The sequence below is a fragment of the Streptomyces sp. RLB3-17 genome, assembly GCF_007113425.2.
Taxonomy (GTDB): Bacteria; Actinomycetota; Actinomycetes; order Streptomycetales; family Streptomycetaceae; genus Streptomyces; species Streptomyces mirabilis_D.
On record NZ_CP041610.2, the window covers coordinates 11,926,100 to 11,946,046 of the forward strand.

A 19,947-nucleotide genomic window follows, 5' to 3' on the forward strand; every position below is an offset into this window, starting at 1 on the left:
TGCACGGAACATCTTTCTGGGGGCAGGGAGTCCGTCGGCGCCGCAGCTCGCTTTCGCGAACAGCTTCTGGGAGGGCGTTGTCACGTTGTCAGGTGTGTGGATGTCTGACGGTGCGTCGAGGCGTGGTGCAGCCAGGTTCCGACCCGTTACTCAGGCCGTGGCGGTCTGGCCGCGGCGCCGGTGATGTGCTCCCAGATCGTGAAGCGGACGGTCATTTCGGCTCGATGATCGGGGGCGGTCATCAGGTGGCGGCGGGGCCGGAAGTGGGGTGAGATGCCGCTGAATGCGGACCGGAACCGCTGGGCCCCGCCGGTACTGCGGAAGCCCTTCATCGCGCGTTCACGCTGCCGGGTGGGCTGATGACTGTTCTCGGCCCGGTTGTTCAGTCCCTTGGGGGAGCGGTGCTCCACCGAGGGCATGACCTCTCGGTGGGCGGCGCCGTAGGAGCGGAGCTTGTCGGTGACGACCACCCGGGGCGCCGTGCGGGTCTTCTTCATCAGCCTGCGGAAGAAGCGCCTGGCCGCGGCGGTGTCCCGTCGGTTCTGGACGAGGATGTCCGGGACGTTGCCGTGGGCGTCCACGGGCCGCCACGGGTACGTCCGCTCGCCGTTGATCTTGAGGAAGACCTCGTTCAGGTGCCGTGTGTCCTCGGGCCGGGGCTGCCTGCGGCGTAGGGGGTTGGCGTAGGCCTGACCGAACTTGGCGCACCACTGCCGGACCGTCTCGTAAGAGACGATCACACCGCGCTCGAGCATCAGCTCCTCGACCTCGTGGTACGACAGCGGGAAGCGGTGGCACAGCCACACACAGTGGGCAATGACCTCGACCGGGTACCGGTGCCCCTTGTACGACGGCGGCGCGCTGCCCACGGAGAGCCCTCCCAGCACGACCAACCAGAAGATCATCCCACCCGGTCAGACAACGTGACAGTGCCCTTTCGGCGGTCGCGCGGATGAACGCCTCGTCCCCGGGCGCGAGGCAGGCGCGCGCCGTCGAGATGCCGTTCCAACTTCCCGGCAAGGTGTCGTGCGTGGCCGGCCGGGGCGGGGGCGCCGCGGTGAATGGTGGCCGCAAGCTGCCCGATGCGGTGGAAGATCCGCGGGCCCGATCGCCGTGTCACGAGGCGTCTTCCTGGACGGGCGGAGACGCAAGTCTGGCTGCGGGCACCGGTGCCTCCGGCGAAACGGTGAGGCCGAACTGGGCGGCCTGGGCGGTGAACATGCCTTGATAGAGCCCGTCCTGGAGAGCCATCAGCTCATCGTGTGTGCCTTCTTCGGCCACGCGTCCTTGATCGAGGACGTAGATACGGTCCGCGTTTGCGGTCGCGGCGAGCCGGTGGGTGACGAGCACGACCGCGTCCCCTTCTTCGGCGAGGGCCCACAGCCCTTCGAACGCGGTGATCTCCGCGTGTGGGTCGAGCGCGGAGGTCGGCTCGTCGACGAGGAGGAACGGCGCGCCCCGGTACAGGCTGCGGGCGGTGCCGAGCTTTTGCCACTGCCCGCCTGAGAGCTGGACGCCGCGCTCGTAGCCCTTGAACACGATCGAGTCCCAGCCGTGCGGTAGCCCTTCGATGAGCGTGAGCACGTTCGTAGCCCGGGCGGCGTCCTTGACGCGGTCCATGTCCCGGAGACGGTTGCCGGCGCCGATGGCCACGTTCGCGGCGGCGGTCATCTCCCAGCGCGGGAAGTCCTGGGCGAGCAGCCCCACCACGGCGAAGACCTGGGCCCGGTCGGCCTCTCGGAGTTCGACCTGGCCGCCCTTGTCGTCCTTCCACCACACGTTTCCCTCGGTGGGCAGCAGCAGCCCGGCGAGCAGCTTGGTCAGGGTCGTCTTGCCGGAACCGTTCGCGCCCACCAGCGCCGTCACCTCGCCCCGGCGGACCGACAGGCTCACTCCCTTCAGCGCTGGGGAGTCGGCCCCGGGGTAGGTGAACGACACGTCCTCCACGTCCACTTGGTCCACATGGGAGGGCAGTGGGGTGCCGGCGGATGGGATGGCGTGCTCGGTGGCCAGTTCGATGGCGGTCTCTGTGTCGGTGAGGAACAGCAGTTCCTCGTAGAGGCGGTTGACCTGCTGGACGAGAGAAGTCAGGCGTGCGGTTGAGGTGCGGATGGCGATGACGGCGGTCCCGCCGACGGCCAGCGGCAGACCGCCGCTCGCCAGCAGCCACCACAGCACCCCGTAGCAGGCGAGCGACGCCAGACCGGCGAAGGTCCCGGCGACCAGGTCCGTGGATGCCTGCGCGCGGGCCAGCCTGCGCTGCTCGGCCTCGGTCTGCCGGGACATCTCCGCGTAGCTGTCCAGCAGCTTGGTCCCCGCCGCGTGCACGCGGATCTCACCCGCCGCGTGCGGGCGGGTCAGGTAGGCCAGCAGTGACGCGATGGCGCGCCGGTGATCGACCCAGTTCAGCCGCGACACGTAGTCGCGGCGCGCGGAGCGGACTGCGCCCCACCCCTTGGGCAACGCGATCGCCAGCAGCATCGGCAGCAGCATCCAGTGCAGCGACGCCAGGACGACGGCGGCCGCCACCATTCCGATGAGCACGTTGCCCACGCCGACCGACAGTCGCAGCATGCTGCGGGCGGAGTCGGTGCCGAACTTGCCTGCCTCCAGCACACGTTGGATCTCCGGCCGCTCGGTCGCCTCCACCTCGACCCGGGTGACGGCCGCGTAGTACCGCGCGGAGACCACCCGCTCCACCTGCGGCTCCAGCCGGCCCGACATCGCCGTCGACCATGCCGACAGCAGCGCTGCCCCCACCGCGGTGACCGCCAGCACCACCAGCGACGGCAGGGCGTCGCGGAGCTTGTCCGCGGTCGGACCGTCCGCGAACAGCCGCGTGAGCACTGAGTTCACCGCGACCAGCCCCCACGCGGCCGTCACCCCCTGCCCGAGCTGCGACGCTACGACCCCGGCCATTGCCCGCCGGTCTGTCTCCCAGCCGGTGCGCAGCACCATGCCGACCATGCGCGGCAGCGCGGCGGCCATGTGCCCGAACGTGAGCCTGGTCAGCGGGCCCTCGTGGCGCACGTAGGACTGGTCGTAGCGGAGCCGGCCCCCGTAGAGTTCGCGTTCCGCATCCGAGATTCCGTCCTCAACTGCCTTGGCTTTCGTATCCTGCGGCGCATCACGGTGTGGTCCGGCCGTAGTCAACGTTGCTCCCCCTCTGACGGTCGTGGCGGTGTCATCGAGTTCAACGACGCCGCCTACTTTTCGAACACGTGTTTTTCGGTCGGTCTGCGAAGCCTGGCGCTGTGCGGCTGCTGGAAGGTGCGAGATACAAGGACCCTTGTCCGGCAAGAGCACTCCGGAAGGGCTGGTTGGCCGAAACGCCGATGTTCTGTCGGGAGCAGGGCCGACGCTCCTGTGGCCCCGGGCTGGGACTGAGGGGATGTGGCGCGGTTGCGGGACAGGAATAGTTGGCCGGGGCCGGGGCCGGGGCGACGGTGCGGCGCGAGGGAAGGGCCGGATTCAGATCAGGGGAGTAGGTAGTTCGTCATGCCCTCCGCAAGTGGAAGGTCATGGCTGGGAAGCGGCGCCCGTTGACCTGGATTGCGAGCCCGTCCCGTCCGCCACGAGGGCGGACGGGACGGGGCCGGCCTGGGGGGTCTACCAGGTGATGGTCTGGCCCTGCGGGGTGACGCTGATGGTGAACTCCTCCAGTGCTGGAGTGCCGGCCGCGTGCCAGCGGCCGAGCTGCTCCTCGGCAGCATCCCAGAGGGCGTTGGGCCCGTCCTGCCGCACGATCCAGCGGCCGTTCTCCTCATAGAGGGCAGCCCACGAGCCGGACTCGACGTCGACGAGGACGTGCTCGGTGCGCCCGTCGCGTTCCATCGTCAGACGTTGTGCGTGGGGAGCTGCGATTTGCACGATGAAGCGGGACGTCCAGTCGTTCAGTGCGTCGGTTCCGATGATGGCCTCGCGCTCCTTGCCCTCGCTGAGATCGGGGAGCAAGCCCAGCGCGGGCGGCATGTGAGGGCGCGCGAGCATGAAGCTGACTTGACCACTCAGCAGTGGCCCGGTTGCCGTGCCGTCGTCGTGGACGGTCAGGCGTGCGAGTTCTGACGAGCCGAGCCAGCCACCGATGGTTGTCAGGATCAAGCCACCGGGTCGGGTCTGCTCGATCCAGGCTGCAGGAACGGTGCGCACGCCGCAGGTAGCGATCACCCTGTCGTACGGTGCCCCTTCGGCGTAGCCGAGGAGGCCGTCGCCGCTGACGAGTGTGGGGTACATCCCCTGTCGGCCAAGGGCTGTCCGTGCGCGCGCGGCCACTTCCTCGTCGTACTCGATCGAGGTGACGTACTCCTCGCCCAGCCGCGCGCAGAGCACCGCGGTGGAGTACCCGGTGCCGGTCCCGATCTCCAGCACCTTCGATTCCGGCTCGACCTGGAGGTCCTCCAGCATGCGCACGACGAGAGACGGCAGCGTGCTGGAGCTGGTCGGGTCCCGCATGATCTGGCCGCGGATGTCCGCAGGCATGATCGTGCCGGCGATCTGAGTCACCAGGGACTCGTCCTCGTAGCAGGCTTCGAGCCAACTGGCGTCGCCTTCCAGGACGGGTGCCCATGCCGAGGGCACAGCGCCGTCCACGCGGCGGAAGAACCCGGTCCGCAGGAACTCGTGTCGGGCGACGGTTTCGACGGCACGCTTCCACGGCTCCGTGCGCAGACCGCCGTTCGCCGTCATGGAGTCGATGAGTTGCTGGTGGAGCTGCGCTTGGTCGGTCACGACGTCCTCTCCAAAAGGTCTGCCAGGGCTGCGCACATCGGCAGACCGGTCTCAGCCTCCAGCCAGTACCACTGACCGGAGGGGTTGCACTCAAGGAACCACCATTGCCCGTCTTCGCCTACGCAGAAGTCGAAAGCACCGAAAACGAGCCCGAAGTGGTCCAGGTAGCGGTGAAGCGCCTGCTCAATCCCCGGCGGTGGCCCCACGGGGGTGTACGTCAGGCGGTCGTAGTCGGTGCGCCAGTCCAGGACGTCGGAGTCGACGCGGACACAGAACACCCGGGAGCCGATGACGGTCACGCGCACGTCGGCAGTCTTGGCAACGCGTTTCTGGAACAAGTGCACCGTGCCGGACACGCTCTCGTCGATGTCCGCCGGGGTCACCTCAGCGATTTTGACAACGGACGAGACGCCGTCGATTCGATACACGGGGTTGTGCAGTGGCTTGTAGATGACCGAGTCGTGCCCCTTGAGGAAGGCTCTGGCAGCGTCGGGGCTGGAGGTGATGAGTGTGGGCGGCACCAGGAAGCCGGCCTCTACCGCCGCAGCCAGTCCGGACGGCTTGAATTCCGCGTCCCCGATGCGGTGTGGGTGGTTTACGTAGAGGCACCCGGGAAGTGACGCCAGCACTCCTCCGAGTCCATACCTGGCCTGGGTGATGGCGAACCGCGCGTCCTGCTCACTGAGATGTGGGAAGGCGAAGCCGGTCGGGCGGCGGTAGTACAGGGCGCGGATGGTGGCCAGGTCAGCGGTACGGGACGGGGTGGTGAGGCGTCCCTGGATGCCTTGCGAGGTGATCTCGGCCTCCACCGACAGTGATGCGGGGAAGTCCCCCGAGTCGAGCCGCACGACCGGGATGCCCCGGTCGTGCAGCTCGCGGATCACCACGTCGGCGGTGGGGTCGTGCAGGCTGGTGACGACCAATACCGGACGTGGGTCACTCACTGGTCGTTGTCGCTCCCGGTGTCGGTGTCCTGGGTGCCGCCGTTGCCGTCGGGACTGGTCCCCGTGGACGGGTTGGTGCCGGTGCTGGTGCCGTGGCCCGGCATTTCCATGACCTGGCCGGCGGCGTCGTAGAAGACAGCGGTCTGGGTGGCCGGGTCCAACTCGGCCCTGGCGTACTCGGGGGCCGTCGTGGGGTAGGGCGCCATCCGGCTCGCCCCCCACGGGGACGGGGTGATGGTTCCCTGCGGGACCGCGGTGCCGGTGGGCAGACGGTCGGAGTGGACGAACATGCCTCTCCTCTGTGTCGCAGTGATGAAACCCGCCTGGTCGGCGGGGCAAGGTCGTACCAACAGGGCGGCGCTGGGGCCCGCCGGGGGGACGTAGCCCCAGCGCCGTTTCCGCCCGCGCCAACTTTCGTGTCATACGGGCGGAGCTTGTGAACTGCCCGATGGCCACGGCCGGACGGCATCCGGGCCACCGGGCAGGGTCTATGCGGCCTAATTCCGTGGATGAAGCTGTGGAGTCCCGGCGCAGAGGGCTGCCATGCCGCCCGAGGGGAATCGGGGGTCGCCTGGCCCTCCACGCCGAGGGCCCGCCCGGTGCCGACAGCCCCTCATGCAGCGGGCACCGAGCGGGAGTCATGCGGTGAAGAGAGCGAAGTCGATGTCGTTGTACACAGCGAGTTGCCCCCACGGGGTTCACGCCGGAGTTGAAGCGCCCGGCTTGCTGGGCCAGTTTGAACAGCAGGGACTGCACGGTGGTCGTGATGCGGTTCATATGTCCTGAGCGATCGAGATCGGCCGCGGGCCGGCCCTCGGCAGCGGCAGGGCTAGGCAGATGACTCCCCGCAGTACGAGGGAGGAGATCACGCACGGAGGAACCCCCGCTCCAGCTCTGTATCCGTGACGCGCTTGCGATGCGCGTCGATCTCGTGCTGCGTGGAGTGCGCGTAGTGCCGCACCGCGGCCGCCCCGAATGCGTTCTGTGCGATCTTGCTGTCGTCGAAGTCGGCCAGGGCTTCGCCGAGGTCGCGTGGCACGGGGAGCGCGTCGCGCGCCTGGTAGGCGTCGCCGGTGGTGTGGGGCGGCAGTTCGGGCTCGGTGGTCAGGCCGTGGTGGATGGCGGCGAGAGCGGCGGCGAGCGCGAGGTAGGGGTTGGCGTCGGCTCCGGGGAGCCGGATTTCCAGGTGCCGTCCCTCGGCGTGGCCGGTGATGCGGACGGCGCAGGTGCGGTTGTCGTGGCCCCAGGTGAAGCGGGTGGGCGCGAACGAGTGCGGAGCGAACCGTTTGTAGGAGTTGGGGGTGGGGGCGTAGAGCGGGGCCATGTGCGGCAGGCCGGAGAGCAGTCCGGCGAGGGACTGCCGCATCGTCTCGGGCAGGTCCGTCTCGCCGAAGCGGGCGGCGAAGGCGTTGCGCTCGCCGGACCAGAGGGACAGGTGCAGATGGAGCCCGCTGCCGACCCTGGCTGCCGGGGCGGCCATGAACGTGGGGGTCATGCCGCGCCGCTGCGCGATGTGCCGTACGGCGTGCTTGTAGACGGTGTAGGAATCGCAGGCGGGCAGCGCCGGACCGTAGGGGAACGTCACTTCCACCTGGCCGGGCGCGCCCTCGGTCTTGACCGACTCGGGTGGTGTACCGGCGCCGTGCAGGGCGTCTTCCAGGTGCTGGAAGAAATCGCTGAGCTGCGGGGGATGGTCGAGGGCGTAGTCCAGGTTGTGGGGTGACACGGGCCGAAGGCGCCGGTAGCGGGCCGCGCGCGCCTGCGGGGCAGTGCCCTCGTACAGCACGAACTCGCTCTCCCAGCCGGCACATACTTGCAGCCCCCGTGCCTGGAGACGCTCGAGCTGCACACGCAGCATGTGACGCGGTGCGACGGAGACAAGTTCACCGTCGGGGTGAGCGAGGTCGGCGTGGACCAGGACGGTGCCGGGCAGGTAGGACAGGACGCGGATGGTGCTCTCGTCGGGAATGACGGACAGGTCGCCGTAGCCCTGGTCCCAGCCGGTGAGGCAGTAGCCGGGGACGGGGTTCATATCGACGTCGGTGGCCAGGAGGTAGGCACACGCCTCCGCCCCGGACAGCATCCGCTCAAGGAACACCCGGGCGTCCAGACGCTTCCCCTTCAGCCGGCCCAGCATGTCCGGGATGGCCAGCATCACCGTGGCGACCTCCCCGACCTCCACCGCAGCCCGCAGGCCGTCGAGGGAGAGAAAACCGCGGGCCGCACGGTGGTTGAACAGCTGAGAACTCTGGTCGCCCCTCACACGACGTCCTGGGAGAGACCGGCCTGCTGGGCACTGCCGAGGGCAGGGATCTTGTAGGCGCGGCGGCCGCGGGTGATCCACGACAGCCCGGCCAGGGTGAGGGCAGCAGCCAGGGTCACGCCCGCGTAGTTGAACGACGCGGCGGTGACCGGCCGGACCTGCGGCAGGCAGAACACGCCAGTGATGATCACCACGTAGACCACGGCGATCCAGCCGACCGGCCGGCGCCAGCGGCCCAGACTCCAGGGACCGGGCCGGTAGCGGCGGCCGGCGCGCAGCGCGAGGAAGACCGGGATCCCGTAGGCGGGGATCATGCCGACCGCGTTGATTGCCGTGATGGCCCCGTACGCCGCGGGCGAATACAGGGCCGGCAGCGCCAGCAGGAACGGGCCGCCGACCGACAGCCACACGGCCGGAACGGGAGTACGGGTGCGGCTGCTGACGCGCCGCCAGGTCCCCGAGCCGGGCAGCGCGCCGTCACGGGAGAACGCATAGATCATCCGGCTCGATGCGGCTACCTCCGCGTTGCCGCAGAACAGCATGGCCACAATGACGATCAGCAGGAGGAGCTTGGCACCGGTGGGGCCGAGGACGTCGAGGAAGATCTGCGCGGGCGCCACACCGGTGGCCGAGGCCTGGGTGCCTGCGTAGTCCTGGATCGCGAACAGCAGCCCCGCCAGGAGCACGAAGCCGGCGCCCCAGGAGACGGCGATGGAGCGGACGATGCCCTGCGGTGCCGATATCTGAGCCTGCCGGGTCTCCTCCGACAGGTGCGAGCTGGCGTCGTACCCGCAGAACGTATAGCCCGCCAGGAGGCTGCCGATCAGGCAGACGTAGAGCGTGCTGCCGAATCCGGTGTCGTTGTTGAAGTGCGTGAAGACGAACTGTGGCGACTGGTGCGCGGCCGGAGCGAAGGCGAGCGCGCCGACGATGACCGCGACGCCGGTCAGCTGCCACCACACCGAGACCGAGTTCAGGACGTTGACCCAGCGCACCCCGCGCACGTTCAGGAGGCCGTGCAGCAGCAGAATGCACGCGAAGATCATCATCTTCGTGCCGTCGGCGGGCTCCACACCCCACTGGAGGTTGGCGAACGCCGCGGTGAACGTGGCCGCGCCGTAGTCGATTCCGGCGATGGCACCGAGCAGCCCGAGCAGGTTGAGCCAGCCCGTCACCCAGCCCCACCGTGGTCCGCCGAGCTTGTCCGCCATGAAGTACAGGCCACCGGAGGTGGGGTAAGCGGAGGTGACATCGGCCAGGGACAGACCCAGCAGCAGCGTCATCAGACCGATGACGGCCCAGCCGCCGAGCATGACCACCGGGCCGCCGGTGTTCAGGCCGAACCCGAACAGGCTCATGCCGCCGGCCAGGATGCAGATGACAGAAAAGGAGATGGCGAAGTTGCCGAACGCGCCCATCTTGCGCGCAAGTTCGGGCCGGTAGCCGAACTGGGCCAGGACCGCGTCGTCGTCTAACGGCCGGGACACTCTTCTCGCAGACACCGAAGAAATCCTCTGAATCGAAAGGAGGGAAGGGAGACGGGAGAGCGGGGGAGGAGACATCCCTGTTGCAGGGGGTGCCCGGCTGTTCATCGGCCGACGGCCTCCTGGCGCAGGGCATAGTCGCGTGCGCTGCGGAACTCGTCCTGCCACAGGTGCGGTCGCTGGCTGACGGCCTCCCAGGGCATGTGCGTGGCGTGCGGGCCAATGGCCTCGAACACCTCACCAGCGCCTTCCAGCCCGCAAGCGGTCATCGCGTAAGCGAGATAGTTAAGATCCAGCAGGGAACACCTGGCAGGGTCGGCGTACCGGAACCAGCCGTGCAGCGCACGCTCCACGTAGAGCCGGACCGTGACGTCCGACCAGTAGTCGATGGGCTGGTAGGCGGCCTTCAGCCGGTAGTCCTCGACATGCGCATACAGGGGCAGCGTCAGCAGCACAGAGGCCTCGTACGCCTTCGCTCCCACCCACTGGGCGAAGACGAGTGCCCCGTCTCCGCGGGTGTGAAAGTACTGGAGCATCCGGTGGTAGGCCTCGCGGTTTTCCGGATCGCGCCGGCGTACTTCCCACAGCAACGGCCACGGCCCCTCCGGCAGGTAGGCATCCATGTCCGCGGGCGGCGACGCCCAGTGCTCCCTGCGGTGCTGGACACGCCGGTCGGCATCGAACTGCGCGAGAGCCAGCAGACACACCCAAGGCACGGGATCTCCCGGCCGGGCGTGCGCCGCCCTCCAGCACGCCTGACGGGCGGCATCGACCGCCCGGTGCACACGAGGCTCAATACCTGCGCCCGCCCGGGCGTTGAGTAGACGCTGCGTAAGCACCCGGGCCCCCATCATCAGGGCATCCGGATCATCGGGCGCCTCCCTGCACCACGCGTCGACGGCACGGCTCTGAGCGGCGTACAAGGCGAGGATTTGGCTACGGGACGTGCGCAGCGCCCAGTTGTCGCCCGTGGTAGCGAGCAGTTCTCGCGCGGAAAGCCAGCGGTCGAGCTTGAGGTCAGGCAGCGCCGCGCGCAGAGCATCGTCACGGCCGGCCGGGTCCGTAATCAGGGGCGTGTCAGTGGCGGGCATCGGCGGACCCCCGTGACAAGTGAGGGGACACAGTAGGCGACAAGGTCGCCTTGTCTGACATGGGTAAGAGGGGCATGAGGAGCCTCAAGGCGGTGGGGGCGGAAGCCGTCCGGCAGCAGCCGACTGCTCACTTCCAACGGAAGGGTCTGACCCGCGGGTTGCACGGGGGGTCCGATGGCTGTTCAGGGGTGCTCGCCGACCGAGACTCGCCAGCTGTCGTTCCAGTTCGGCGCGCCAGGTGCCGGGCTGAGCCGGATGTGGCCGTCGGGGGTGTCGAGGACAGCGGTGTCGCGTATGGGGAATCCGTGACGAGCTCGTAAGTGGACCAGACGGTGCACTTCCCAGGTGTGAGGGGAGGGGCGGCTGCGGAGCGGGGCAACGCCTCTGCCCGCAGCCGTGTAGTAGGGCGTGACGGCCTTCCGGTGAGGCGGTCAGCGCGGCAGCGCGATCGCGGAGGCGGGGGCGTGTTCGGCGATGTAGGACCTGACTCCGGTGGAGTGATAGCCGAACATCTGTCCCCGGATACCCATGTCACCAGCGGGTGTGGGGACTCCCCAGCAGACCGTTCGTGGTTCCCAGGGCGAGCTCAGCGGTTTGCGCTGACGCACGTTTGGAAACTGCCGTGCGTGCTCATCAAGCTGAAGGATAGTGATCAGAGCCTCGCCCCAGTTCGCAACCGTGATCTCTCCCGCTACCCGGGCTCCACCAACTGGCACCGCAAGCCGGGTGGCGCTCGGAGGACGCGCATGGGCCGCGCTGAGGTTAACGACGATGCTCTGGCCGAGCAGGCGAGGATCCGCCAGCCGCTGCGCAAGGACGGCGCGCTCCGCCTCGTGCGCGGGCTGCGCGCCGGGGGCGGCCCGCCCGCGGGCGCGTCGAGGCACCTCCCATACATCGAACTGCCAGCGCAGCCATTCGATACTGACGCCGTAGTCGCGGCAGAGCGCCGCCAGCGACACACCGTCCAGCGTGTACCGGCGAATCACCGTCGCCTTCTGGGCGATGAAGCCTGCACGGTTTTCTGCGGTCTCGCGCTTGGTGCGGTGGTTCGTCATCCGTCCGTCTCCCGAAATCCGGGCATCATGGTGGCCGTGTATATGTGAGGCTTGGAGGGGTACTTACCAGCTTGCTGCTTTACCCCAGTGCGAGCTCTGGGCCGCCGCATGCCCTGTTCTGCGGGGTCATGCGGTGCGACGAGGACTTCAGACGCCCGTACCCCTCCCCGAGGCACGCGCTGTGAGGAGGCACCAGGTCTGGGTGTGGTCGCTGCTGACGCCCCAGGAACCGCTGTACTCCGACGCAACCATTGAGACGATGCACAAGCCCCGGCCGCTCTCGGCCTCCGCATGCGTACTACGCATCTGGGGACATTGCTGCGAGCCGTCATCAACCGTCAGCCGAACGCTCTTACCCGAGCAGGACAGGAGTAGGGACACCCCCGGGCCGTCTCCGTACTGCAGCGCGTTGGTGACCAGTTCGCTCGTCACCAGCATCATCGGCTCAACCAGCTCGAACAGTCCACACAGGCGCAGCCGGGCGGCCACGAGCCGACGCATTTGCGGAACACGACGGGCATCCTGAGGCGGCATTGACTGGCCCGGGCTCCGTAGTTGCCGCTCAAACCACACGGCCATGGCATCAGGCCGGTCCTCATGCAGACGGGGTGCGAGGCGAATGGCTGTCGCTGTGAGCGTCATCAGCAGTCACCGCCGCCGGCTTTGGAGAGCCGACTGGCCTCAATCGCTGTCAAAGACGCGCCGTCGATCGAACACCGGGGTAACACGGGCGTCGCCTCCTGGGGGACAACAGGGTGGTAGTGCATGCGGCACTCATTGATACGCGCCGTAGCCGCGGATCACGGTGCGTTAAGAGTGGCCCTGTGGATGTCCCTTTCCGAGGACTTTCAGAGGTCTTTTCTCGGTCGAAAAGGGGACTTTCAATAAGCCTTGTAGGTGGTGACTAGTAAGAAGCAGGGCCTGCTGTAACACTGTCGATTGAGGCAAGACGGAGGTGTGCAGTGGCACGGCCCGCAGGCAACATTCAGCTCAAGTCCGCCCGGGTGGCGGCAGGTTACCCGTCTCAGCAGTCGCTTGCCGATGCGCTCGGGGTGGGAGTACGTCAGGTACGTCGTTGGGAGTCAGAGGTACCGCCGTGGCCGCAGCCAGAGGTGGGACAGGCACTCTCGCGCTTGCTCGGCCAGGATCTCGAGGCGCTCGGATTCATCTCGCCAACTGGCGTGAGGCCTGAGCGAGGGCGCCGGTCTGCACTGGCGACTGCAGCGGCTGCGGTCGGCTTGGCTGCGATTCCGACACAGGCCGCCGCCATGCTCCAACCGGCCAGCGTGGTAGCCGATTTCGAGGCGGTGACGCGGTCGCACCGGCGCTTGTACTGGTCGGTTGCCCCCGCCGCGCTGCATCCCTCAGCCATGACCCACGCCGCTCTGGGCTTGGTCCTGCTGTCCGAGACGGCCGGACAGACCAGACGGGGAGTGGCCGCGGCGCTCGCCGAGACGTACCTACTCGCCGGCCGGATTGAGTTCTTTGACCTTCGAGAGCCGGACCATGCAACGCAGACGCTGCTGCGCGCTCTCCAGGCTGCGGGCGAGGCAGATGACCCGCTCCTCGGCGCCGCAGCGCTTGCTCACACGGCATTCATTCCGGCGTGGGGCGCACGTCGTGACGAGGCCGTCGAGCGCATGGTGGCTGCGCGTACATACGCGCGGCGCGGGCCCGCATCGGCGGAGTTGCTTGCCTGGCTGGACGCGGTCGAGGCGGAGTGCGAGACCCGGTGCGGCAACACGCGCCCCGCGCTGCGTTTGATCGGCCATGCTGAGGATGTCTTAGCCGCGGGCTCTGAGCACGCTAATCCTCCGTGGCTGGACTGGTTCAGTCCTGTACGACTAGCTGCGTTTAAGGGCAATACGCAGCTGAAGGCTGGGCATCTGCCGCAAGCACGCGAGACCCTCCTTGCTGTACTCAGCACACTTGATCCGAGCGAGGAGAAGCAGACCACCGTTGTACTTGGCGATTTGGCCGCAGTAGAGGCCGCTGCCGAACAGCCTGAGGAGGCCTGCAGGTACGCCCTACGGGCACTCGATCAGCTGGAACGGACTTGGTACGCGATGGGAATGGACCGGGTGCGAGAGGTGCGGCGCGTGCTGGCGCCGCACCAGAACGAGCGGTGTGTGCGAGAGCTGGACGACCGACTGTATGGCTGGTCGACGACCGTCAGTGCGCTGACTCGTTGAAGTTGAGGATCAGCGCGGACAGCTCAAGGAGACTCTCGATCCTGAAAGCCGGAAGCTTTTCGGCTTCCGTGGTCCGCCACTGAATGGTTGCCCATGGGCCGCGGTGCACCAGCGCGGTGTGCATGCCTGCGGTGACCGCTGGCCGCAGGTCGTTGTCCACGCGGTCACCGACGTAAAGGATCTCGTCGTTACGGAAGGGGACAACTTCGGCAACGCGCTGGAAGAACTCGGGGGCTGGCTTGCTGGCGCCCCAGTCGTCCGAGGTGCCGATCAGGTCGACGTCCTCCGAGAACAGCTCGCGTAGGAGCTTTCCGGCACGGATGGTCTGATTGCCTGCAATGCCCAGCCACAGGCCGTCCGTCCGTAGTTGCCTGAACGTTGGCCGGACGTCCTCGTACAGGTCCCGCTCATCGAACGCCTCCGGCTGACCGGCGGCCACCCGAAGCTCGCGCTCCTTATACAAGTCGAAACCGGGCCGGAACTCCTGGAACACCTCTCGGTAGTCGCGGCCCTGCGCGATGACCGCGCCGAACATGGCATGAAAGGTATGTCGGGGAACGCCGAGCCAGTCGGCCCAGGTGCTGTACTCGCGGGTCTCGTCCACCAGACACTCACCGACATCGAACACCACTGCACGAATCATGGCGGCAGCGTATCGGGGCGCAGAGAAACGAATCTCAGCAGCCGATCAGGGGTTCTCGGCGATTACCCACCCTATGGGGCAGTTGATGAGCAAGGCGCGCGTCGAGTGGGGCATCAGCTCTGGGCCTCGGCACGGTGACGGGCGAGAGCTTTCCAGCGGCGCTCGAAGCCGGGGGCCTGTTTCGTGATGTCGGTGGCAGTGATGGGGCTGTTGTACTGGGCGGTGATGCCGCGCGTTGTGCAGTCCTGCGCAACGGCGTCGGCCAGGGGGGCCTCATTGCGCATCCGGTGCTCGGCCCAGACGCCGTAGACGCGGAAGGACAGGAGGTACCTGCGCAGCGTGGACGGGCTGATCGGCTTTCCACCGCGGCCCTGCACGCCCTGTTCGGCGAGGTAGGCAGACAGTTGCTTGTCCGTGGGTTCGGTGCCGCGTTGTTTCTGGTGCTCCGCCCATGCGAGGTAGTAGCGATCGACGGTGGTGAGGTCGTTTTCCTCGTCCGCCTCCGCGGGCGCGGTCTCCTCATGGGCAATAGCAGCGTTCACCCGGAGGCCTTGCTTCCCCTCTGCGGCCTGTGCTCCCACAATGGCGGGTGTCGGCTGGGTATCAGTCTCGGCCGAGGCGGGTACTGGAGCCGCCTGTTCGCCGGCTTCATGGGGCGTTTCTTCCGCCTGCGATTCAGCGTCGCCGAACTCGCGTTCCTGGAAGACCGTGACGAAGCCCTCCAGGTCCTCGCCGGTGAGGGGCTGGCCGCCGGCTCCGGTGATGCCGTCCCGCTGGAACACATAGGCCGCGAGGACGGCTGCATCGGGGTACTCGCCGTACTGATGCGCGTACGTGAGCCAGGCACTGTAGAAGAACCCGTCCCACGACTCGTCTGCTGCGGCCGGTTCCGTGTCGCCCGAAGCAGGATGAGCTTCGGGTGGTGAGGTATAGCGCTGCTGGAAAGCCCTGAGCAGGGGCTGCAATTGGTCATCAGAAAGCGGACCACCGGCCGCGGTGGAGACACCGAACTCGTCTCGGAGGAAGGAGGCGAACTGGGCGGCTGTGGGCTCACTCTGGAACTGAGCGCGCCACGACTGGTAGGCCTCGGCGAAGCGTCCGTCGGCGTCGTCGATGGACGCCTGCTCACGCGGCTGCCCGACGCCCGCCCGCGGAACCTGCATGACATGCTGCGCGTCCTCGCTCGCCGCCTCCGGCTGCTCGTCCTGGCCGGGTGTTCGGGCTTCGAGTGCCGGGGCGTCCGCTTGCATCGTGGCGGGATCCTGCTCGACAGCGAGCGGGGGCAGGAGGGCCGGCTCGATGCCCGCGGCGGCCAGGCCGGAGGGGGCGGTCTCGGCGAGCGGCACGCCGTAGCGGGCCAGGCGCAGCGGCATCAACGACTCCACCGGGGCCTTGCGGCGCCAGGCACGCCCGAAGCGGGAGTGGAGGCGGGCCTGGTAGACGAGGCGGTCCTGCTCCAGCTTGATGACCTGCTCGTAGGAGCGCAGCTCCCACAGCTTCATACGGCGCCACAGGAGGAAGGTCGGGATGGGCGAGAGCAGCCAGCGGGTGAGGCGGACGCCCTCCATGTGCTTGTCGGCGGTGATGTCCGCGATCCGGCCGATCGCGTGCCGGGCCGCCTCGACGGAGACCACGAACAGGACCGGGATGACCGCGTGCATGCCGACGCCCAGCGGGTCCGGCCAGGCCGCCGCGCCGTTGAAGGCGATCGTCGCGACCGTCAGCAGCCACGCCGTCTGGCGCAGCAGTGGGAAGGGGATGCGGATCCAGGTCAGCAGGAGGTCCAGGGCGAGCAGGACGCAGATACCCGCGTCGATGCCTATCGGGAAGACGTACGCGAAGTTCCCGAAGCCCTTCTTGAGGGCCAGTTCGCGCACGGCCGCGTAGGAACCCGCGAAGCCGATTCCCGCGATGACGAGCGCACCGGCGACGACCACACCGATCAGGACGCGGTGCGCCCGGCCAAGCTCTGTCGCTGGTGTCGTGCTCCCTGCTGTCACGCGCTGCTGGCCTTTCTCCATCAACGACCTCGTATCTGCATGGCTGTCACACGTGCGCGCTGAACCGTGCCGTGGGGCGGGTCGCACGCCCTGGCTCGGGACGGCCTGCAGTGGCTGAGCTGCGGGAGGGGGATCACTGGGCCGGGGCCTGTCGGTCGGTGGCGCTCAGGAGGTCGTGGATGAGCTGTTCGGTCTCGATTTCCAGGGAGCAGTCGAGGGCGCGGTTGATCTGCTGGACCCGGGTGATGGCGGTGTGCAGCCCCTGCCGGTTCCCGGCTGCGCTCTCAATGCGCATCCAGTCCCGGTACAACAGCTCCGCGCTGTCGTCGGCCTCAAGCCCGGTCGCGATCGCCTGCCTGCCCTTGTTGAGGTCGTGGTGCGGGCCCGCCGGAGTGCGGTAGACGGCCACGCTGTGGGCGACGTCGATGATTCGGGTGATCATCTCCTGCTGGTAGGGCTGGGCCCATGGCAGTGGCCGGGTCCCGAACGGCCGGCCCCGGACGAGACCGAGCGCTTGCTCCAGCTTCGGCAGTCCAGCAGGTCCCCGTGGCAGGGCGTGCTCGGTGAGCTGGAGGAACCGCGTCCAGTCGCAGCGCACGCTCTCGGACAGTTTGTAGGGGTCATCGCCGGCACGGCGGCGCGGCACGTACGCCTTGCCGGACGGGTCGCTGCCGAGAGCGCGGCGCAGGCCCTGCACCCTGGCGTTGAGGGTGCTTGCCGACCAGGGGGCGAGCGGGTCCATGTCGGCGCACAGGGCATCGGCGCTGCGGCCTGGCCGGAAGTACATCAGGGCGGCGAGCTGGGCCTGGCGCGGGCCGTGGCCGGTGTGGGCCACACCGGTCACTTCCACTTGCCCCAGTACCCGGATCTCCGGGGCGTGGAGATCCTGAGCCCCGGCCTCGCTCTCGTGCCCGGCGTACTTGGTGGCTGCAGGCTCTGCAGTCGTCTGCGAGGCGGATGTCTTCGCTGCCGCGGCATCCGTCGCAGTTGTGTCCGGGGCTTTTCCGGGCTCGCCGTGGGGTTCACCTGGTGTCTGCGCGGCGGGCAGGAGACGTAGTCCGGTCGGATCGGCGGACGCAGCCAGCAGCGCCGGGAACACGCCTTCGCCCGCGTCAACGGTGATTGCCGGGACGGGGTGTGTCTCTTGCCCGGCGTCACGCCGTGCAGGTTCATCCATCCCGCGTGGTGTGGGGTGTTGTGCGGTGTCCGGCTCGTCCGGGACCTCCCCCCAGGGCCCCTCGGCCGGGTGGGACGGCTGCCCGGACACTTTCAGTGCGGTGGTGATCTGCAGGTAGGCGGCATGCTCCAGACGCTGCAGGGTGATCTGAGTGCCGGTGTAGTCGAGTTGCTGCGGTTCGCCGAGCGAGGCGTTGAGGATCTCCGCTTCGTGGAAGTGTGCGGCTGCCGTACTCGCCGGGGCCACCAAGGTGACAGGAACTGGTCCGGCCTTGTCGATGACGTCGGCAAATTTCCACGCAAGGTCCGCGTCCAGAGCGGACGCGCACAGCAGCAGGTAGGGCTGATGCTGGGTTTCGGGCATCTGGTGTGCTTCCAGGAGCCGTTCGCTCAGGTCCCGCAGTGCGTGCGCGGCCTGCCGCATGTGGGCGATCCGCGCGGTGGGCAGCAGCTGCGGCAGGTCCTGGCCGAACCCGACGGTGACGACCTCGACTTCGGCTGCCCACGGACTCATCGCGAGTTCCAGGGCGAGCGAGGTGCACACCTCGGTGATGCGGGCCGGGTTGCCCTCCAGCAGCAACGCGGGCACCTGCGCGAGGTTGAGCAGCAGGAGGTCACCGGCCTCGGTACTGCCGATCGTGACCAGCGCCGGATACGGCGCCGGCACCTCGCGGGCAGCCTCCTCTTCCAGGAGGGGCGCGTCGGGCGGCAGCACCCACCAACCGTTCTTCCCTGCGGCGAAGGGCGCCCGTGGTTCGTGGGCAAGGTCTTCGGGAAGCACCTCGAGCGCGCGGGCGCCGATCCGCGCGGCCCGCAGCTGAGGCAGTTCGCCGTCGCCGTCCTGGGCTGCCTGGTGGGCCAGGGTCCGCAGGGCTACGTCCAGGCGGGCGGCGCCGCCGGGCTCGGCGGCTGCCGCCAACTGCGCCTCCGCCGGGGAGATCTCGGACGCGATCGCGATCGTCTCGCCCGGCTTGCGGCGACTGCGCTGCAGCAGCCGGCGCAGCGCGAGCGCCCCGGTGACCGCGGCCGCCAGGAGCGCGCCGGCGCCGAGGACGGTACGCAGCTGCAGTGTGCCGCTTGCCGGGGATGAGGCGGGTTCCTGGGTTGCCGTAGCCGTGGGGGAGGGGGCATCGGATGCGGACGGCTCGGCGGACGCCGTTGCGGAGGTGCTCGCACTGGGGCGGGGCGCCGCGGGTCCAGCCCCCTGCTCCTGGCCAGGCTGGTGGGTGGGACGGCTGGATTGTTTGCTGGGCGAGGACGTCTGTGGTGCAGGCGCGGTGGACTGACGTGGCGCGGGATCCTGCGTGTTTGCGTGGTCGTCGCCGGGCTTCTGCCCGCTGTGGGGAGCGTTGGTGCTCGACGGGGTGTGCGGTCGGCTGCTCGACGTGTCGCCGCTCTCGCCCTCGGCGGGCTTCTCGTGCCGCTCGTCCCGTGCGCCGGGCACGGTGACCTGCTGTCCCGGGTAGATCACATCCGGGTTGGTGATCTCTGGCAGGCCGTGCGGCTGCGGTTTGCCCCGGCTGGCTTCGAACAGCTTCGGCCACTTGGCACCGTCGCCGAGCTCCTTCTGGGCGATCTCCGACAGATAGTCGCCGGGCTGCACCGTGACGGTCGCCCCGCGCTCGCCGCCGGCATCCGGAGCACTCCTATTCAGCTGTGTCCGGGCGCCTCCCGCCTGCGCGCTGGCTGGGCTGACGGCTGGTGCGGCAGGGACGGCATCGGAAGGCAGCGCGATGACCGCGCCCTTGGGCAGGTACTGGTCGCCCGCGGCGAGGCCCGGGATGTCGGGGTTGAGGGCGGCGATGTCCTGCCACCGCTGTCCGCTGCCGAGGTACTTCTCCGCCAGGTCCCATGGCAGCTCGGTGGACGAGCTGACGGTGTGTGTCGGGCCGTTGGTGCCCTCGGCCGAAGGGGACGCAAAGAACGTGGCGCTGGGCGTGCTGTCGCCGGTGGCCTGGGTGGCGGTCACCGCGTGGGCGGGCGCCGAGGTCGCCGCGGAGGCGGCAGTCGGCGCAAGGAGCACGATCCCGCCGACGAGGAACGAGGCCATGGACTGCAGGCCGCCCAGGCCGCGCAGGCGCGGCGCGGAACGGCGCCGCGTCACAGCGACGATCTCCAGGACGACCGACAGGGTGAACGCGGCCCAGGCCACCCAGCCGATGCAGGTGATGGCGGTGAAGAAGAGGGTGCCGTCGTCCGGGCGGAGCAGGACGTCGATGCCGCCGGACAGGTCGGTGGGCTGCGTGCCGACGAGCAGCAGCACGTACGGGGTACCGGCGAGCAGGGCGACGAGGAGGGCGAGGCCGAGCAGCGCGCGCACCAGGGCGCCCACGGTGCGCAGGGGTGCGGGGGTTCGGTGGGCCACGGGTGG

The 19,947-nt window shown here is 68.7% G+C and carries 14 protein-coding genes; 1 reads left to right on the forward strand and 13 read right to left on the reverse strand.

Translation table 11 applies throughout. From position 1 onward, the window contains the following. Window positions 1-146 precede the first annotated feature (146 nt). The 10 genes from FNV62_RS54000 to FNV62_RS58355 all read right to left on the reverse strand — a co-directional run bounded on the left by FNV62_RS54000 (window position 147) and on the right by FNV62_RS58355 (window position 12,207). Window positions 147-905 carry an IS6 family transposase gene (locus tag FNV62_RS54000; protein ID WP_413083907.1) on the reverse strand — a complete coding sequence of 253 codons (759 nt, stop codon included), beginning with the start codon at window positions 903-905 and terminating at the stop codon, window positions 147-149. A gap of 211 nt (window positions 906-1,116) precedes the next feature. Further along, window positions 1,117-3,153: an ABC transporter ATP-binding protein gene (locus FNV62_RS54005; RefSeq protein WP_144316325.1), complete on the reverse strand. Its 2,037-nt coding sequence runs from the start codon at window positions 3,151-3,153 to the stop codon at window positions 1,117-1,119. Window positions 3,154-3,609: 456 nt separating this feature from the next. Then, window positions 3,610-4,686, reverse strand: coding sequence for an ATP-grasp peptide maturase system methyltransferase (gene tgmC / locus FNV62_RS54010; protein WP_144316326.1), 1,077 nt, complete (start codon window positions 4,684-4,686; stop codon window positions 3,610-3,612). 38 nt (window positions 4,687-4,724) lie between these two features. Next, window positions 4,725-5,672, reverse strand: a complete 948-nt coding sequence (tgmB, locus tag FNV62_RS54015) for an ATP-grasp ribosomal peptide maturase (protein WP_144316327.1) — start codon at window positions 5,670-5,672, stop codon at window positions 4,725-4,727. Continuing rightward, window positions 5,669-5,962: a putative ATP-grasp-modified RiPP gene (gene tgmA, locus FNV62_RS54020; protein ID WP_144316328.1), complete on the reverse strand. Its 294-nt coding sequence runs from the start codon at window positions 5,960-5,962 to the stop codon at window positions 5,669-5,671. Before tgmA ends, tgmB begins: the two co-directional genes overlap by 4 nt. A 575-nt stretch (window positions 5,963-6,537) precedes the next feature. Continuing rightward, complete coding sequence (locus FNV62_RS54025; protein WP_225900765.1) at window positions 6,538-7,935, reverse strand: glutamine synthetase family protein; 1,398 nt, start codon at window positions 7,933-7,935, stop codon at window positions 6,538-6,540. After that, window positions 7,932-9,497, reverse strand: a complete 1,566-nt coding sequence (locus FNV62_RS54030) for an amino acid permease (protein ID WP_144316329.1) — start codon at window positions 9,495-9,497, stop codon at window positions 7,932-7,934. Before FNV62_RS54030 ends, FNV62_RS54025 begins: the two co-directional genes overlap by 4 nt. A 26-nt stretch (window positions 9,498-9,523) precedes the next feature. Next, on the reverse strand, window positions 9,524-10,510 hold the full coding sequence (locus FNV62_RS54035) for a hypothetical protein (protein WP_144316330.1): 987 nt from the start codon (window positions 10,508-10,510) through the stop codon (window positions 9,524-9,526). Between the two features lie 431 nt (window positions 10,511-10,941). Beyond that, the gene (locus FNV62_RS54040; RefSeq protein ID WP_144316331.1) at window positions 10,942-11,565 is read right to left on the reverse strand and encodes a DUF6302 family protein; all 624 of its coding nucleotides are present in this window, start codon (window positions 11,563-11,565) and stop codon (window positions 10,942-10,944) included. Window positions 11,566-11,712: 147 nt separating this feature from the next. After that, window positions 11,713-12,207 carry an ATP-binding protein gene (locus tag FNV62_RS58355; RefSeq protein WP_413083908.1) on the reverse strand — a complete coding sequence of 165 codons (495 nt, stop codon included), beginning with the start codon at window positions 12,205-12,207 and terminating at the stop codon, window positions 11,713-11,715. A gap of 320 nt (window positions 12,208-12,527) precedes the next feature. On the opposite strand from FNV62_RS58355, the gene FNV62_RS54045 reads away from it, so the two are divergent. Then, a complete protein-coding gene (locus FNV62_RS54045) occupies window positions 12,528-13,757 on the forward strand; it encodes a helix-turn-helix transcriptional regulator (RefSeq protein ID WP_144316332.1) in 1,230 nt (409 codons plus the stop codon). Here FNV62_RS54045 and FNV62_RS54050 read toward each other — a convergent pair. The 3 genes from FNV62_RS54050 to FNV62_RS54060 form a co-directional block, all read right to left on the reverse strand. Further along, entirely contained in the window at window positions 13,738-14,400 is a 663-nt protein-coding gene (locus FNV62_RS54050) for an HAD family hydrolase (protein ID WP_144316333.1), read from the reverse strand. The two genes, FNV62_RS54045 and FNV62_RS54050, sit on opposite strands and share 20 nt — an antisense overlap. A gap of 113 nt (window positions 14,401-14,513) precedes the next feature. Next, window positions 14,514-16,400 carry a DUF2637 domain-containing protein gene (locus FNV62_RS58360; protein ID WP_225900766.1) on the reverse strand — a complete coding sequence of 629 codons (1,887 nt, stop codon included), beginning with the start codon at window positions 16,398-16,400 and terminating at the stop codon, window positions 14,514-14,516. A gap of 133 nt (window positions 16,401-16,533) precedes the next feature. Further along, a complete protein-coding gene (locus FNV62_RS54060; RefSeq protein ID WP_144316334.1) occupies window positions 16,534-19,941 on the reverse strand; it encodes a LysM peptidoglycan-binding domain-containing protein in 3,408 nt (1,135 codons plus the stop codon). Window positions 19,942-19,947: the final 6 nt, after the last annotated feature.

What these genes read in the sequence shown, in the direction of transcription:
- FNV62_RS54000 (WP_413083907.1), bottom strand. Translation starts at nt 905, where the DNA reads ATGATCTTCTGGTTGGTCGTGCTGGGAGGGCTCTCCGTGGGCAGCGCG.
- tgmC (WP_144316326.1), bottom strand. Translation starts at nt 4,686, where the DNA reads ATGACGGCGAACGGCGGTCTGCGCACGGAGCCGTGGAAGCGTGCCGTC.
- tgmA (WP_144316328.1), bottom strand. Translation starts at nt 5,962, where the DNA reads ATGTTCGTCCACTCCGACCGTCTGCCCACCGGCACCGCGGTCCCGCAG.
- FNV62_RS54030 (WP_144316329.1), bottom strand. Translation starts at nt 9,497, where the DNA reads ATGTCTCCTCCCCCGCTCTCCCGTCTCCCTTCCCTCCTTTCGATTCAG.
- FNV62_RS54035 (WP_144316330.1), bottom strand. Translation starts at nt 10,510, where the DNA reads ATGCCCGCCACTGACACGCCCCTGATTACGGACCCGGCCGGCCGTGAC.
- FNV62_RS54040 (WP_144316331.1), bottom strand. Translation starts at nt 11,565, where the DNA reads ATGACGAACCACCGCACCAAGCGCGAGACCGCAGAAAACCGTGCAGGC.
- FNV62_RS58355 (WP_413083908.1), bottom strand. Translation starts at nt 12,207, where the DNA reads ATGACGCTCACAGCGACAGCCATTCGCCTCGCACCCCGTCTGCATGAG.
- FNV62_RS54050 (WP_144316333.1), bottom strand. Translation starts at nt 14,400, where the DNA reads ATGATTCGTGCAGTGGTGTTCGATGTCGGTGAGTGTCTGGTGGACGAG.